The organism is Thermodesulfatator autotrophicus (genome assembly GCF_001642325.1).
Taxonomy (GTDB): Bacteria; Desulfobacterota; Thermodesulfobacteria; order Thermodesulfobacteriales; family Thermodesulfatatoraceae; genus Thermodesulfatator; species Thermodesulfatator autotrophicus.
In genome coordinates this window covers 1-15,507 of record NZ_LSFI01000022.1, presented here as the reverse complement: position 1 = coordinate 15,507, position 15,507 = coordinate 1, and the positions used below count along the sequence as shown (strand labels likewise).

At 36.4% G+C, this 15,507-nt stretch carries 16 protein-coding genes; 5 read left to right on the top strand and 11 right to left on the bottom strand.

The window, feature by feature from the left end; genetic code table 11:
* Positions 1 to 38: 38 nt before the first annotated feature.
* Genes TH606_RS05605 through TH606_RS05595 form a run of 3 tightly spaced genes read left to right on the top strand, consistent with a single transcriptional unit; the run spans position 39 to position 3,490 of the window.
* A complete protein-coding gene (locus TH606_RS05605) occupies positions 39 to 1,310 on the top strand; it encodes an O-antigen ligase family protein (RefSeq protein ID WP_082863540.1) in 1,272 nt (423 codons plus the stop codon).
* Complete coding sequence (locus TH606_RS05600) at positions 1,270 to 2,412, top strand: glycosyltransferase family 4 protein (protein ID WP_082863539.1); 1,143 nt, start codon at positions 1,270 to 1,272, stop codon at positions 2,410 to 2,412. The genes TH606_RS05605 and TH606_RS05600 overlap by 41 nt, the downstream gene beginning before the upstream one ends.
* On the top strand, positions 2,399 to 3,490 hold the full coding sequence (locus tag TH606_RS05595) for a glycosyltransferase family 4 protein (RefSeq protein WP_068541943.1): 1,092 nt from the start codon (positions 2,399 to 2,401) through the stop codon (positions 3,488 to 3,490). Before TH606_RS05600 ends, TH606_RS05595 begins: the two co-directional genes overlap by 14 nt.
* On the opposite strand, the gene TH606_RS05590 is transcribed toward TH606_RS05595, so the two are convergent.
* The 5 genes from TH606_RS05590 to TH606_RS05570 all read right to left on the bottom strand — a co-directional run bounded on the left by TH606_RS05590 (position 3,469) and on the right by TH606_RS05570 (position 7,850).
* Complete coding sequence (locus TH606_RS05590; protein WP_068541942.1) at positions 3,469 to 4,191, bottom strand: glycosyltransferase family 2 protein; 723 nt, start codon at positions 4,189 to 4,191, stop codon at positions 3,469 to 3,471. The genes TH606_RS05595 and TH606_RS05590 overlap by 22 nt on opposite strands.
* Positions 4,192 to 5,913 carry an ABC transporter ATP-binding protein gene (locus tag TH606_RS05585; protein ID WP_068541941.1) on the bottom strand — a complete coding sequence of 574 codons (1,722 nt, stop codon included), beginning with the start codon at positions 5,911 to 5,913 and terminating at the stop codon, positions 4,192 to 4,194.
* Positions 5,910 to 7,064: a glycosyltransferase family 4 protein gene (locus TH606_RS05580; RefSeq protein WP_157627874.1), complete on the bottom strand. Its 1,155-nt coding sequence runs from the start codon at positions 7,062 to 7,064 to the stop codon at positions 5,910 to 5,912. Before TH606_RS05580 ends, TH606_RS05585 begins: the two co-directional genes overlap by 4 nt.
* A 157-nt stretch (positions 7,065 to 7,221) precedes the next feature.
* Entirely contained in the window at positions 7,222 to 7,524 is a 303-nt protein-coding gene (flgM, locus tag TH606_RS05575) for a flagellar biosynthesis anti-sigma factor FlgM (RefSeq protein ID WP_082863538.1), read from the bottom strand.
* A gap of 2 nt (positions 7,525 to 7,526) precedes the next feature.
* Positions 7,527 to 7,850: a hypothetical protein gene (locus tag TH606_RS05570; RefSeq protein ID WP_068541939.1), complete on the bottom strand. Its 324-nt coding sequence runs from the start codon at positions 7,848 to 7,850 to the stop codon at positions 7,527 to 7,529.
* Positions 7,851 to 8,233: 383 nt separating this feature from the next.
* Here TH606_RS05570 and TH606_RS05560 point away from each other — a divergent pair, with 383 nt between their 5' ends.
* Positions 8,234 to 8,578: an alanine-zipper protein gene (locus TH606_RS05560; protein ID WP_068541937.1), complete on the top strand. Its 345-nt coding sequence runs from the start codon at positions 8,234 to 8,236 to the stop codon at positions 8,576 to 8,578.
* A 6-nt stretch (positions 8,579 to 8,584) separates the two neighbouring features.
* Here TH606_RS05560 and TH606_RS05555 read toward each other — a convergent pair whose 3' ends face one another.
* From TH606_RS05555 to TH606_RS05530, 6 genes are all read right to left on the bottom strand, one after another.
* Positions 8,585 to 9,538 carry a L,D-transpeptidase family protein gene (locus TH606_RS05555; protein ID WP_231887743.1) on the bottom strand — a complete coding sequence of 318 codons (954 nt, stop codon included), beginning with the start codon at positions 9,536 to 9,538 and terminating at the stop codon, positions 8,585 to 8,587.
* A 209-nt stretch (positions 9,539 to 9,747) separates the two neighbouring features.
* On the bottom strand, positions 9,748 to 11,049 hold the full coding sequence (locus TH606_RS05550; RefSeq protein ID WP_068541936.1) for a radical SAM protein: 1,302 nt from the start codon (positions 11,047 to 11,049) through the stop codon (positions 9,748 to 9,750).
* A 3-nt stretch (positions 11,050 to 11,052) separates the two neighbouring features.
* Entirely contained in the window at positions 11,053 to 12,390 is a 1,338-nt protein-coding gene (gene hslU / locus TH606_RS05545) for an ATP-dependent protease ATPase subunit HslU (protein WP_068541935.1), read from the bottom strand.
* 9 nt (positions 12,391 to 12,399) lie between these two features.
* Positions 12,400 to 12,924, bottom strand: a complete 525-nt coding sequence (hslV, locus tag TH606_RS05540; protein ID WP_068541934.1) for an ATP-dependent protease subunit HslV — start codon at positions 12,922 to 12,924, stop codon at positions 12,400 to 12,402.
* On the bottom strand, positions 12,921 to 13,802 hold the full coding sequence (locus TH606_RS05535; RefSeq protein ID WP_068541933.1) for a tyrosine recombinase XerC: 882 nt from the start codon (positions 13,800 to 13,802) through the stop codon (positions 12,921 to 12,923). The genes hslV and TH606_RS05535 overlap by 4 nt, the downstream gene beginning before the upstream one ends.
* A 93-nt stretch (positions 13,803 to 13,895) precedes the next feature.
* Positions 13,896 to 14,321, bottom strand: a complete 426-nt coding sequence (locus TH606_RS05530) for a YMGG-like glycine zipper-containing protein (protein WP_068541932.1) — start codon at positions 14,319 to 14,321, stop codon at positions 13,896 to 13,898.
* 513 nt (positions 14,322 to 14,834) lie between these two features.
* Here TH606_RS05530 and TH606_RS05525 point away from each other — a divergent pair.
* Positions 14,835 to 15,185 (top strand): hypothetical protein, encoded by a 351-nt coding sequence (locus TH606_RS05525; RefSeq protein ID WP_157627873.1) that lies wholly within the window; start codon positions 14,835 to 14,837, stop codon positions 15,183 to 15,185.
* The last annotated feature ends 322 nt before the right edge of the window (positions 15,186 to 15,507 follow it).

Here is a 15,507-nt window from a genome sequence, read left to right as displayed (position 1 = left end):
TACATGGAAACATGTAGCAGTAGCTTTAGAAAAAGCTTATGATGAGAAATAAAATTCAACGAATAAGTATAGATCATTTAATATGTTTTTTTGTTTTTACGGGTATTATCTCTCTTGTTAGTGAATTTTTAATGACACCTCGTACAATTAGTGCTATCTGTCTTTATATTTTATTTTTTTTACAAGTTTATCTTCTTGGCCTTAAACAATTACAAATAAATCGCAAATTAATAGTTGTATTGTTTTTCTTTTTTTTGTCTCTATTTGTTTCGGCTCTTCTTTCTGAGGATCCTCTTTATTCTTTTAAGTGGATAAAAAAAGATTTTTGGGTTTCCTTAGCTTTAGGCCTGGGGATAATAGTTTGTCGTAAAAAAATTCTTCTTTTAAAAACCATCTTATTTTCTTTTTTTATGTCTCTTTTTTTTAATAATATACATTTCTATCATAAGGCTGCAATACAGTGTAAAACTTTAGATATTTTCTCTCCTCACTTCATTATTGACAGAAATTATTCTTTTATTCTTCCTATCTTAATATCATTTTCACTGGCCTGTTTTTGGTATTTTAAAAATATTTATCTTCGTATTTTTATTTTTATAAATCTTATTTTTGGGACGACTTTTATGATTTTAACAGGAGCAAGAGGTGGTTATGTGTCCCTTTTTATAGTCTATTTTTTATGGACAATATTTTTAGTGTATCTCTCATTAAAAGAAAGAGGATATCTTAATTTAAAGTTAATAACAATTTCTTTGCTTTTGATTGCTTTTTTGTTGAGTGTTTTTGGAATAGCAACTTCTTTTCATCCAAAAGTTCAAGCTGCTTTAAAAAGAGGATTCTCTCCTAATGGAAGAGATGTAATTATAAAAACTAGATTTCCTGTTATTTTTAAAGAACATCCATTTTTTGGGTTAGGGTATGGACGTAGGCTTTATTTTGACTTTTTAGACAAACATAATGTTCCCAAAATTCATGGTCATTATAGCGCCAAAGAGAAAAGATTTGTCTATCATTCAGATGAAGGCATTTTTATACAAACAATTATTAGACAGGGAATTTTAGGATTTATGGTCTTTATAGTTTTGATTTGTCTCGCATTAAAATTTTCTTTTAAAAGTGCATTGTCAGCTAATAAATTAGAGAGTTTGATATCTTTTTCAATATTTTCTTGTATAATATCTAGTGTTTGCTTTCGTGGTTTAGTTGAAACAATTAAGTTGACAGAATTTGTTTTATTAGTCTTTATCCTTGTGGTGTTAGGACCTTCTTATGAAGGTAGCAATGATTTTTCCCGAAAAACTACCTCTTAAAAAAGCAAGAAGTATTTCTTATCTGAACACTTGTGTTGCCCTTTCCAGGTTAATGAATATTACTCTCTTTATACCTAAGGAATCTCTGAATAAAAAAGAATTGGAAAAATTTTATGGTGTTGACTTAAATAATGTTAATATCAAATATATTCCAGCTAATATCTGGAAAATCAGAAGCAATAAGATTTTTAATCATTTTTTAAAAAAACATATTGCTTATTTTGATTTTTTTTACGTTAGACATTTGAAAATTGCAAAGTTTTTAGTTAATAACAAAGCCCCTAATCAAAAAGTTATTTTTGAAGCTCACGAAATTTTTTTTAAAGCTTTGGAAGAAGAAAGTCCTGATAAATTAAAAAAAATCTCACAATTAAAAAAACTTGAATCTTATGTTTACTCAAAAGTGAATGGAATAGTTTTTATAAATAAAACTCTACAAAAACAATTTCATAAAACTTTTAAAAACCTATCCAGTTTTCAAAAAATAATTTATCTTTCCAATTCTTTCAAATGTCCTTATCAGAAGAAAGATTTTTCAATAATTGAAAAGTTTTATTATTGCGGGAACCTCTTTAAATGGAAAGGAATAGAAGATCTTATCCTTACTATGAAAAGTTTCCCGACAATTAATTTAGTAATTATAGGGGGGTCTTATTCTCGGATTGTAGAGCTTTCTAATTTTGCTAAAAAGCAAGGTATAAAAAACATAAAGTTTTTAGGCTATAGACCTCCTTATGAAATAAAAAAAGTCTTGCTAAAGGAAAGTAAAATTGCATTTTTAACTAATAGCAGGTCTGTTTACAACTTTTTTACTTTTCCATTAAAACTTCTGGATTATATGATTACTTCTAATGTAGTAATTGCTGCAGATATTCCTGCAGTTAAAGAAATTATTATTGATGGGAAAAATGGTTTCTTATTCAAAACAGGAGATATTAGCTCTTTAGTTGAAGTAATAAAAAAAGTGATAAATATGTCTCCAGAAAAACTATTAGAGATAAGTCAAAATGCTTATGCTACCGCCAAAAATTTTACGTACGAAAATAGAGCTAAAAATATTTATAATTTTTTAAAAACTATATTAGAAAATGACAACCAATAAAAGAAGTAAAATTTTACATACCGAATCAGCATATGGCTGGGGTGGTCAGGAGCGCAGAATAATTGTAGAAATACAAGGATTAATAGACAGAGGCTATTGGGTAGCTTTAGCTGCTCCTGAAGATTCACCTATATTCAATCAAGCAAAAAAGCAAAAGATTCCGGTTTTTAATCTTCCTTTCAAAAAGAGAAATTTAGCTAATATTTATCAACTTATGAAAATAATTATAAACGAAAAAATTAATATTTTAAATACTCATAGTAGCTGGGATTCCTGGATGGGAGGGATAGCTAAATTACTTTATCCTAAGTTCAAGTTAGTTAGAACCAGACATCTTTCAACAGATATCGGACGTAATCCTTCTACAAAACTAATTTATGATATTTTGCCAGATAAAATTATTACTACTGGTGAAGCTATCCGCCAAAAAATGATTTCTTATAATAAATTTAATCCCGAAAAAATTGTTTCTATTCCTACAGGTGTTGATTTAAAAAAATTTAATTTTAATAAAGTAAACCCTTTACTTAAAGAAGATTCTTTTATCATTGGAACAGTATCAGTATTGAGAAGCTGGAAAGGGCATAAATATCTAATAAAAGCTATACCTAAAATTTTATCTTTTATTCCTGATCTTAAACTTTATATTGTAGGAGATGGCCCTCAAAGAAAAAATTTAGAAAACCTATGTGAAGAACTGAAATTAGAAAAATATGTAATTTTTTTAGGTTATAGAGAAGATATTCCTGAACTTATAGCTTCATTTGATATTTTAGTGCATCCTTCTACTGGTCACGAAGGAGTTCCTCAAACTATATTACAGGCGCTAGCGATGAAAAAACCTGTAATTGCCTGTGATACAGGAAGTATAGGAGAGGTTATTAAAAATCAAAAAACAGGGATATTAATTCCTCCAAAAGATATAGACTCTTTAGCTAAAGCTATTATAAATTTCTATGAAAATCCTGATTTAGCCAGAATAATGGCAGAAAATGGCTATAATTTAGTTTCTAAAAAATATAGCCTAAATTCTATGATAGATCAGATAGAAGAAGTCTATCTTTCTTTAGTTTCCTGAGTTTTTATATGTTTCCAGAAGGTATATTGACTATAAAGAGTTGATATTAAAAAGCCTCTCCAACCTTCTAAAATACCTAACTTTAAAAAGTAAAGCTTAAAAAAAGTCCAAGCAGGAGAGAATATAGCTTTTATTTTATTTGGTTTAGCTCCTAAAGTAGAATATCTATTTTGCTTGTTAATAAATTCTTCAATACTTTCATAAGCATAATGAATAAGGTAATTCTTCAGTTTCCCAACAGGGCCGTTAATTAATACTCTTTCATGTACGATAGAATTTGAAAGTTTACCATAATTTTTGTCAAATAATCTTAATGAATAGTCTGGATACAAACCACATCTCTTGATTGGTTTACCGAAAAAATAGTTTAATCTTGGAACAAGATATCCTTTTTTAAAAGGATTTTCCAAAATACTTAGAACTTCTTCTCTTAATTTATCTGTAATAATTTCGTCACTATCTAAAATAAATATCCAATCATTTTTGGCTAAATTTACCGCTAATTGTTTTTGTTTAGCAAAACCCTGCCATTCATAATAGAAAAATTTTACTCCAAATTTTTCTGCAATTTTTTTAGTCTTATCTTTTGAGCCAGAATCTACAATTATAATTTCATCAGCGAACTTACAAGAAGATAAGCTTTGTTCTAAATATTTTTCACTATCTTTTGTTATCATTACTATAGATAATTTTTGATTCATTTAGATCAAACTTTGATATAATTCTTGATATTTTTTACATGTTTTTTTCAGTTCTTCATGAGTACCAATTGCTTCTATTTTTCCTTTATTCATAACTACAATAATATCTGCTCTTTTTATTGTATTATACCTGTGGGCTACTATAATAGTAGTTTTTCCTTGCATAAGATTTTCAATGGCTTTTTGGACAAATTTTTCTGATATTGTATCTAAATGACTTGTAGCTTCGTCAAGTATTAATATAGGAGGATTTTTTAATATGGCTCTGGCAATAGCTATTCTTTGTTTTTGTCCTCCAGAAAGACTAAACCCTTTTTTGCCAATAACTGTATTATATCCGTCAGGTAACTTAACGATAAACTCATGTGCGTATGCTTTTTTAGCTGCTTCTATTATTTCTTCCATGGTAGCATTTGGTTTTCCAAATGATATATTTTCTGCAATAGTCAGGTTAAAAATTGTAGTTTCTTGTGGGACTATAGCTATAAGTTCTCTTAAGCTTTTTAAGTCTAAAATTTTTATGTCAATTCCATCAATAGTTATTATACCTTTAAGTGGGTCATAAAATCTTGGTAACAGAGAAACTAAAGTACTTTTTCCGGATCCACTCTTGCCTATTATAGCTACCATATAACCTTTTGGAATTTTTAAATTTATATCTTTAAGAACTATCTTAGAAGATCCTGGATATTTAAAAAAAACATCTTTATAACAAATATCTTTTTTAAAGTTTTTTATTTCAATAGATCCACTTTTTTCTTCGGGAAGTTGAAAAATCTGCTCAAGACGTTCTATTCCTGTAATACATTCATGAAATCTATTATACGCAGCAGCTAATTTTTTAAGAGGAGAAAAAATCATCAGTATAGCAGTAAATAAAGAAAAAAAATCTCCAGGTGAAATAATATTTTTCTGAATTAAATATGTCCCATAAAATAAGATTAGGGCTCCAGCAATACCAGACATAAAACTAACTATCCATTTGCTTCCTTCATTATATTTAACTAATTTTAGAAAAAGTAGGTATAATTCTGTAGAAAGTTTGTCAAATTTTTTGAGTAAAAAGTTTTCCTGTTGATAAACCTTAACTTCTTTAAATCCATTTAATGTTTCATTTAAAAAATGAGTAAAGTTTGCCATTTCCTCTTGAAGATTATGCCTTTTTTTATGAGTTTTCTGGGCAATCTTATTAGATAGGAAAAATAAAATAGGGAAAACAATAAAAGTCAATAAAGTTAATTGCCAGGACCTATATAGAGAAATTATAATTAATACAATGACAGTTAAAGCTTCCAAAAAGAAAGTCCTTGAAATATCTCCTACTGTAGTTTCTATAATTCCTGTATCATTCATTATTCTAGATATCATTTCTCCAGAAGACCTTTGAGACAAATGAGAAAATGGGACTTTCAAAAGCTTTTCATATATTTTTATCCTTAAGCTTTTTCCTAAACCATAAGATACCTTTTTCATAAAATAAGCTTGTAAAAAAATTGCAGTTGCCCTTGTGACAAATATAAATATTACAGCTATGGGCAATATTTTTAAGTATTTATAATTTTGTGGCAAAAATATCTTGTCAAATAGAGGCTTTATAAGCCAGGCTATGGCGCCTGAAAGCAGAGAGGCTAAGCTGCTAAATAAAATAGATAAAACTACTAGATACCAGTAGGGTTTTATTAACTTTATTATGTATAAAAAGGCTTCTCTTTTAGAAATCATATTAGCTGCTTTACAAAAAGATTTGTCTGTTTCTCTAGTTCAAAAAGACATGCCTTTTGATAACTATTTCTGCTAAAAAAATTGTAGCTATCTTTAATTTTAAATATAGCTTCTGTTAAATTATTATTAAACTCTTTATGTGAACTATTATCTAAAATAAATCCTTCTTTTCCATTTTTTATTATTTCTGAAGCACCATTGTATGGTGTGGTAATAACGGGAAGACCACAAGCCATGGCTTCTAAAGTGGTATTAGCAAAAGGATCATAATAGGTTGGTAATATAAATAAGTCTGCAGACTGATAGTATATGACTGTATTGGTTGTAGGACCTAAAAATCTAACTTTATCCTGAAGCTTGCTAGAAATCCTTTTTTTATATGTCATTAGTCTCTTTTCTTTTCCTATTACTACTAGATATTGATTTTTATTGCTATACTTTTCAAAGTAATCTAAAACTATATCTAGCCCTTTTCTTTTGTATCCTGAGCCTATAAACAATAAAATATCTGTCATTGATGGCAGGTTTAATTTCTTTTTAAAGTATTCTTTTTGAGAAGAGGATATAGGCGAAAAAATAGATAGATTTACTCCATTATAGCAAACAATTGTTTTGTTAGAAATATCTGAACCATAAAAGTGATTAAAATCGTTTTTAACCATGTTAGAATTAGCTATTATTTTTTTGCTGATTTGTAAACACTTTTTTTCAAGCCATGATATTATTCTGTTTTTCAGTCTAAAGTGTTTAGAATAATTTACCTTAAGTTTATTTTCAAAAAGTTTTCTTTGTTTAAGCCATCTCAAGTGACATCCGTCACTAGCTCGGTATATATCCTGGGAAATTGTACGATCAAAACTCACTACCAAATCAAAACATTCTTTCTTTTTTAAAAAATTTTTGGCTTGTAAGGCAAAAAACAGATCCGATAACAATTTAGCTTTGGGAAGCACAAAAATTTCTATGCCATCTTGAGCAGGCCATTTTTCTGAAAGAACTGCTATTTCATAATCTCTTTTTAAAAAAGAGATAACCCGCTTAAGATATAACTCCGCCCCTCCGAAAGGGCTAAATTTGCGTTTTATAAAGAGGATTTTTTTTCTTGCCATAATTTTTTGGGGCAGTATAACGGCAAATAAATCAATTATCAAAAAACTGATTAATTCGCTTTGTTCAGAGTGGAGAGTTCTCCATAACAATTTTAACTATGCCTTCATTGTTATCTAGGGAGAAGTGAACTTTGGTAATTCTAAACAAAAAGGGAGGCGCCTCGCCTCCCTTTAAAAAATTGAGGAGGGGGATGGTTTTTTAGGCTATATCTTTTAATAGGTCTGTCAACATGGCGTTGGCTATTTTTTTAGAATCTACCTTATAAGTGCCGGCTTCAATTTGTTCCTTAATGGCCCTAACTTTATCTGCACGGATATCAGGGGAGGCCTTTACTATTGATTCAACTTTTTTGAGTTCTTTGGCTGTTTGAGAAATTTCTACCCGGTCACGCTCTACAGCAGGTTGCTGGTTTTGAGGTGTATTTTTCTGGTTAATTTCTTGAGCTTGTTTAATCTGTTCCGTCTGAACATTAAATTTTTGGTAAAGATTTTCTATCTTCATCGCTAACTATCTCCTTTCGCCTTTAATATTTTGGCGACGACCCTCTCTAAAAGTTTTGATTTTTCTTCCAGAGATATTTCTTTAATTTCCTCTATTTCTTTTTCGGCATTTAATTCCTTAAACTTAAAATTTTTATTAATATTATCAACCCCTGGCTCCTGCTGTTTATTTAAACGCCTGGCCATCTGGTTCAAGAGCTTTTTCCCTTCCTGTGAAATATTTACTTTATCAACCGTAGGGCGTTCTTTCTGCCAGGAAGCCTTTCGGCCAGCTTGACGCCTATAATTTTTTATGACATTTTGGATTTTGTTGAAGTAAATATTCATCTTGTTACCCTCTGTTATACTTTTCGGGTGGGGAAGAAGGGGAGCTTTAAAATTGGCTAATTTTTTTCTAAGGCCTATAGTTTCGGTATATAATAATCCAAATAAAGGTTATCTATCGCTTAGTACTTCTTCCTTAAAAGGTCAGGCTAAATTTAGCCTTAAAATATATCCATTTAAACCTAGTGTTTGCTGGAAATATGGAATAAACGCATATAAAAGCCAGCAGGATATAACCTTAAAATATTTAGGATTAATAGTAGACCGATATATTTGACTGAATAATCTTTTTAAAAGAGCTATTTTTACTTGCCAAGAAACTCTTATACTTATATAAGACTATTAAAACTTAGAGAAAATAAATTTATAAAAAAAAGGAGGCGTTTATGAAAAGGTTTAAAAAATGGCTTGGGATGGCAGGGTTAGCTTCACTACTTTTGGCTCCTATTGGTTGCGGCACCTGTGTAACTAATGAAGATAGGGCATTGATGCAGGAGGCCATCAAAGCTTCTGAAGAAGCAAAGGCGGCGGCTGCACAGTGCCAAAATCTCCAGGAAACTCTTGCTCGCATAGAAGCTGCTGCCCAGAGGGCCGAAGCGGCTGCTCAGGCTGCTACTATGGCTGCTCAGAGAGCTGATGCCGCGGCTAATAGAGCGGCTCAGGCTGCGGCTAAGGCTGATGCTGCGGCCAGTAAAATTGAACGCGTGTTTGAAAAAAGCCTTACCAAATAGTCATTTTTAGTTAGGCGGTATCCCTTTTATTTCACCAACTATATGGGGGATACCGTCTTTTTCCTCTAAAAACTTCCTAATTTCCATCCAATAAAGGATTATTTTACCGCTCTGTTCTTTCTTTAAAAAGTTGGATAAACGTATAATCTCTGCAAAAGAAGAGGTAATTTTATTTTCAAAATCAGGAAAAACTTGCAAATATACTTTATTACCCTTTAGTCCTAATTTGTAAGGTTCGTATATTACTGTTACCGGAGTGCCTACAGGAACTAATGGATAAAGGGCTTCAATATCTTCTGGATACAAGCGCATACAGCCGTGGCTTACCCGTCTTCCTATTCCCCAGGGTTTATTGGTCCCGTGAATCATGTAAGAACCCCGGGACAAATAAAAAGCTCGTGTACCCAAGGGGTTTTCCGGGCCAGGAGGAACAACTTTAGGTAAATCGGGTTCTTCTTTCCTGATAGATTCGGGGACATGCCAGGGAGGGTTCTTCCTTTTGCGAACAATGGTATAAATGCCCAACTCCGTGAGTTTGCCATCTGTACCAATACCAATAGGGGCAGTATAAACTACGTTTTTATCCCCCTCCTTGGTAAAGAAATATAGACGCATTTCCGCAAGATTAACCACCAAACCTGTTTTTACACTGGGAAGAACATATTGGCTTGGAATAACGACTTCTTTACCTGCGGGCGGTATCCAGGGGTCGTATTCAGGATTGGCTAAAATAATCTGATTGTAGCCAAGGTCATACCAGCGGGCGATGTCAAGCAAAGTTTCATTATCAGAAATAACGTGTTTTTTAACTTCACCCACCACGGTATGATGGCTATCCCAGACAAACCTATCTAGAGCAAAGGCTTTCCCGGCTATTAGTAATGGGAGCACAAAACAGATGATAATTTTGAGGATGTTATGGCGAGCCTTTTCACTGTCATGGCGAGCGAAGCGAAGCAATCTAAATTCCTTCGCTAGTGCTAGGGACAGGGACTGCTTCGTCGCGCTTACGCGCTCCTTACAGTAACAAATTGGGGGAGTCATTGCGAGCCACGAAGTGGCGAAACAATCCCTATCTAGAACGGTAGTAAGAGAGCTGAGATCGCCACGACGACTACGTTGCCTGGCGATGACACTCTGTAATGCCCCTATTAATAAAAGAAAAAGGGCTACCTTAAAGGCGGATTGAAATAGCCAAAACGCAGACGGGGAAACTTTTGGCCAAGTTTTTTTACCAGGTTCTTTATACCTAAACATTCATTACCAGCCTTAAACTTTATCTTTTTTAAATACCACAGGGGGTCTATAGCATGATTGCGGAGCTGTATAAAATCAATTCCCAAAGATACCATATCACAAAGGGCTCCAAATTCTTCTTTTTCATCGGTAAAGCCAGGAAAAATAAAAAGATTTAAAGAAACAAAACCATGGCGATTTTTCATGCGTTTTATGCTTTCACGAACATGATTTAAGTCATAACCCTGAGGGCGAAAATAAGCGTGGTAATAGCTATCCCTAGCACTTGAAAGACTAACTCTTATGCTGTCAAGCCCGGCCAGGCGGAGTCTTTCTATTTCATCAGGTAGGCTGGCGTTGGTATTGAGGTTTATGGTGCCACGCCTGGTGGCCTGGCGTATGAGCCTTATGGCTTTTTCTATTAATTTAGCCTGAAGCAAGGGTTCCCCTTCACAGCCTTGCCCAAAAGAGACCATGGCCCTTCTGGCGGTCTTTAGATGTGGAATCAAGGCTTCGGCCATCTCTTCGGGCGTAGGTACAAAGGTAATCCTTTCCTGCGCTATATGTGGGCCTTCTTTGGTTTGCCAGGAGAGACAACCAATACACTTTGCGTTGCACGAAGGAGAACACGGAGCTGGAGCTTCAAGACGTCCTAACACAAAATTCCTGGCTGCAGGGCAGCGATAGCGTCTGACGCAGTTTTCTATCAGATGTTTGATAAAACGATTATGAGAAAAGCGTTTAAGAATTTTCTCCGCAGCCTTTTCAATGCGTGTTTCGTCAAAAAAACGTACTTCCTGACGATGGTCAAAGTCCGACCTAAAAGCTGTGGCCCAGAAACGGCCCTTATGCCAGCCTGCTGCAGCATATGAAAACAGGGGAAGCGGCGGTAAATTATCTGTGCTTTCCACATAGGGGCAAAGATAGACTTGGGTGTGCGCTGGAGCCAGGTAGGCCGCTACCGCAAAAACAGGCTCCCCCGGATTAAAAGGATTTTCTTTAAGTACAACGGGCTCGTCTTTATATGGGTCATAACCAACAGGATAGCGCCCTGGCAAAACGTAAAGGGCACTGCCTATAGGTAAAGGAATAAAGTCTTCTTTTTCAGGTAAAACCACGTCATAGCCAGAGAGCCCCATAGCTAAGAGATAAGGATGATCGTAAATACGACCTTCCCTATCGGCAAAGAGTAGCCTGGGGCTCTTTTCTGGCGAAGGGTAAAGGCGTGGCCACATAAATTACAGGATAAAACGGCTCAAGTCTAAGTCCTGGGCTACATTGGCTAACTTTTCCCTTACGTATTCAGCGGTTATAACAATTTTAGTCGGCGCTACATCTGGGGCCTCAAAAGAAATGTCTTCAAGGAGTTTTTCCATCACAGTGTAAAGCCTTCTTGCGCCAATGTTTTCCGTGCGTTCATTTACTTCGTAGGCAATACGGGCTATTTCAGCTACGCCTTCAGGTGTAAACTCAAGTATTACACCTTCGGTTTCAAGTAAGGCTTTATATTGTTTTATCAGGGCATTTTCTGGTTCAGTCAAAATGCGGACAAAGTCTTTTTCTGTAAGGGGGTCAAGTTCTACCCTGATGGGGAAACGTCCTTGAAGCTCAGGAATCAAATCTGAAGGTTTGGCCACATGGAAGGCACCACTGGCAATAAACAGTATGTGATCAGTGCGAACCATGCCGTAACGGGTATTTACCGTGGTGCCTTCAACAATGGGCAGCAGGTCCCTCTGAACACCCTCGCGTGAAACATCAGGGGTGCTACCTCCACCAGCGCGGGCGGCAATCTTGTCTATTTCGTCTATAAAGATAATGCCACTTGTTTCCACTCGCCTGATAGCTTCTTTGGCCACTTTGTCCATATCCACCAGACGGTTGGCTTCTTCCTGTTTAAGAAGCTCAAGGGCCTCTTTTACCTTCATCTTTTTACGTTTAGGCCTTCTGGGAAAGAGATTTCCCATCATATCCCGAATTTGTTGTTCTAGGTCTTCAAGGCCGGTAGCGGCAAGCACTTCTACCATAGGGGCGGGTTTTCCGGCAAGCTCTATTTCAACGAATTTGTCGTCAAGCTCGCCACGGCGCAGTTTTTCGCGAAATTTTTCCCTGGTAGAAGCAAAAGCGTCGCTATCAGTATCAGAGGGGGGTGGTAAAAGAAGGTCAAGAATCCTATCTTCAGCCAGAAAAGTCGCTTTTTCTTCTACCCGTTTTTGTTCTTCTTCGCGAACCATTTCCACGGCAATGTGGACCAGGTCTCTTATCATGGATTCTACGTCCCGGCCTACATAACCTACTTCGGTAAACTTGGTGGCTTCTATCTTAAGAAAAGGAGAATTAGAAAGCTTGGCCAGCCTTCTAGCGATTTCGGTTTTCCCTACACCAGTTGGACCAATGAGGATAATGTTTTTGGGATAAATTTCTTCTGATAATGGAGGTGGCACCTGTTGCCTTCGCCAGCGATTACGAAGGGCTATAGCTACAGCCTTTTTGGCTTTGTCCTGGCCAATTATGTATTTGTCAAGTTCAGCTACTATCTGGCGCGGCGTAAGTTCACTTCCAGTAAGTTTTTCCATGGCTTCCTCCTATAGTTCTTCAACTACGATTTGGTCGTTAGTGTAAACACAAATTGAAGCGGCAATTTGCATGGCTTCAAGGGCAATATCCCGTGCCGGGAGATCGGTGTGTTTTAAAAGGGCCTTAGCGGCGGCAAGAGCCATAGAGCCACCTGAACCTATGGCCAGAACCTGATCATCAGGTTCCATTACGTCTCCGGCCCCTGAAAGCAAAAACATGTGGTTCTTATCACAGGCAATAAGCATAGCTTCAAGGCGCCTAAGGGTTCTTTCCGTACGCCAGTCTTTGGCCAGTTCTACTACAGCTCTCACTAGCTGACCGCCGTAAGCTTCCAGTTTTTTTTCAAGGCGTTCAAAAAGGGTCAAGGCATCAGCGGTGGCCCCTGCAAACCCAACTATAACTTTTCCATGATAAAGGCGCCTTACCTTACGGGCTTTGTGTTTAATAATTGTTTCTCCAAGGGAGACCTGGCCATCTCCTGCTACGACTACTTTTCCGTCCTTCTTTATGGCTATAATCGTTGTTCCTTTCATTTCTTACTCCTCTTGGCTCTTGGATGTGCATCGTCATAAACCCGGGCAAGCCTTGAAAAATCAAGGTGTGTATAGCGCTGGGTGGTGGCCAGCCGGGCATGCCCGAGCATTTCCTGAATAACTCTAAGGTCTGCTCCGGCTTCTAACAAGTGGGTGGCAAAAGAATGTCTTAAAGTATGGGGAGAAACCTCTGGCAATCCCAAATAATAGGCGTATTTTTTCACTATGCGGTGGATACTTCGGCTTGATAAAGGATCTCCGCGTACATTTAAAAAAAGATGCCTGGTTTCCTTTTTTTTGTGCTTGAGCAGTTTTTCTCTAGCTTCTAGGTAGTTTAAAAGGGCAGCCTTTGCTTTTTGACCGAAAGGGGCAAGCCTTTCTTTTCTCCCCTTGCCTTTTACACGGAAGACTTGCAGATCAAGCAAAACGTCATCTAAAGAAAGAGAAGCCAGTTCTGAAACTCTGAGGCCTGCTCCGTAAAGAATTTCAAGGATAGCTTTGTCCCGCAAGGCCAGAAAATTTTCTCCCGCTGGCTTTTCAAGCATGGCGAATATTTCGTCAACGTTTAAAACCCGGGGTAGCTTGCGTTCAAGCTTGGGGCCTTTGAGAAACAAAAGTCTTTCGTCTTTAAGTTTGCCCTGCTTTTTTAAGAAACGAAAATAAGATTTAAAGCTTGAAAGTTTTCTTGCAAGAGAGGGACGAGAAAGTTTTTTGGCCTGTTTAGCCAGGTAGAGCCTGATTTCAGGAAGAGAGGCTTCAGCTGGGTCTTTTCTTAGGGCTTCTTTTAGTTGATAGAGGTCAACAGCATACGAGCGCACTGTATTTGAGGAAGCTCTTTTTTCGTTTTGTAAGTAATTTAAAAACTCTTGAACAGCCATTTTAACGCAAAATTAACAAAGAAAGAGCCTGCCGCAAAGTGGCAGGCTCGGGTTGAGGATAGGCGGGCCGGTTAACACTCTCGCTTTATATATTTAGAAATAAGAGTTAGTAGTTTTATGGGCCTCACAAACCTCTTCAACTCTATCTTCAATCAAATTGCCGTTTTTCCATATACGTTTGCGGATTTTATGACATTTAGTTTGCTGGTTGTAAGAAAGTGGTGTGGCTTCAACTACGGTGTTTCCCTGGCGATATACTACCGGCTGTCCGGTGCTTGCGGCACTGGCCGAGGCCTGAGAACTAATTTGTGTAAGCCCTCCTCCTAATACAGCACCTGCAGTAGCTCCAATAACTGCTCCTCGCCAGGGATTGTGGTCGTCAAGCATGGCACCAGTTATAGCGCCTACAGCGGCACCCAAAGTTGCTCCCTGATAAGAAGCACTTTGCTGAGTAGTGGTACAGCTGCTCAAGATGATAAGGAAAAGTAAAGGTATTGTACATAAAATTATCTTTTTCATGGCCAACCTCCCGTGTAGTTTTTTTGAAATTTGATAATGCAAACGATATGCCATCTATAAAATTTGAGCGACTACTGTTAATGGGAGTGCAAGGTAGATGGAAATTTTGGGTGTCATTACGCGTCCCCTTCTTTGTTATTGCGAGCCCTTTCCCTGTCATTGCAAGCGAAGCGAAGCAATCTAGATCCCTTCGCTAGTGCTCGGGACAGGGACTGCTTCGTCGCCTTCGGCTCCTTGCAGTGACAAATAGGGGGCATTGCTGGCCACGAAGTGTTTATACCGATATGTTAGCAAAAGAATCTAGCTTGCCACGGCCGGTATGCCGCCTCGCGAGATATTTTTGTAACGTTATAAGATGAAAAGGCTTTCATTACAGGGATACTTGAGGAGACAAATTTGTCGGAGCTATCGTAATTTTAGTCGTTGTATCTGGCTTGAGGGTGCTTCAATAATACATTTAGGGCTTGTATAAAATAAAAGCATTTTGGCATAACTTCTGCTATATTAAGAGACATGATGCGTTTAATCTTTATGGCTGTAATTTTTATGAGCCTTTTCTCGGGGCTGGTTTTTGCCGAAACATGCCAGCACCTTGAAAAATTCCTTATTATCGGGCAGGTAGTGGAGGTAAAGCATCCGGTAGCCGTTATTAAAGATGAAAATGGTCAAAAATATCGGGTCCGTTTAGGGCCATACTGGTTCTGGAAAAAAAGAGGTTTCAATTTACAACCTGGAGAAAGGGTAAAAGTTATCGCCATTAAAAAAGGCCGTTTACTATTTCCTATCTCTATTGAAGGTGAATCATCAGGTGTTTTGAGGATCAGGAACGATTGTGGCCTTCCCCTCTGGCGCCAACGAAAATAAATGACAGGTAAAATATCTGGCTATAAGATAATTTCTTCCTGTCTTTATCTGTATTGGTCTTGGCAATTTTCAGTGAGATTGTTTTTTCCGCTATTTTTTTGGCTAAAAGTATGGCCAGAGAAGCCAGAAGCACCTTAAATTTTTTTGAAGTTCGGCTTACCGCTTACGTTGAAACTATTTCCCTGACTTTTACAGTTAGCTTTTTACAGTTAGCTTTTTGGAAAAATCTCACCACCCCACTATCTTCTAACCAAGCAAGAAAGGGCAATAAGAGGGACAGGCAAGCTTTTTAAATTTTTAGTTCAGCTCAAGTTTAGCCGAT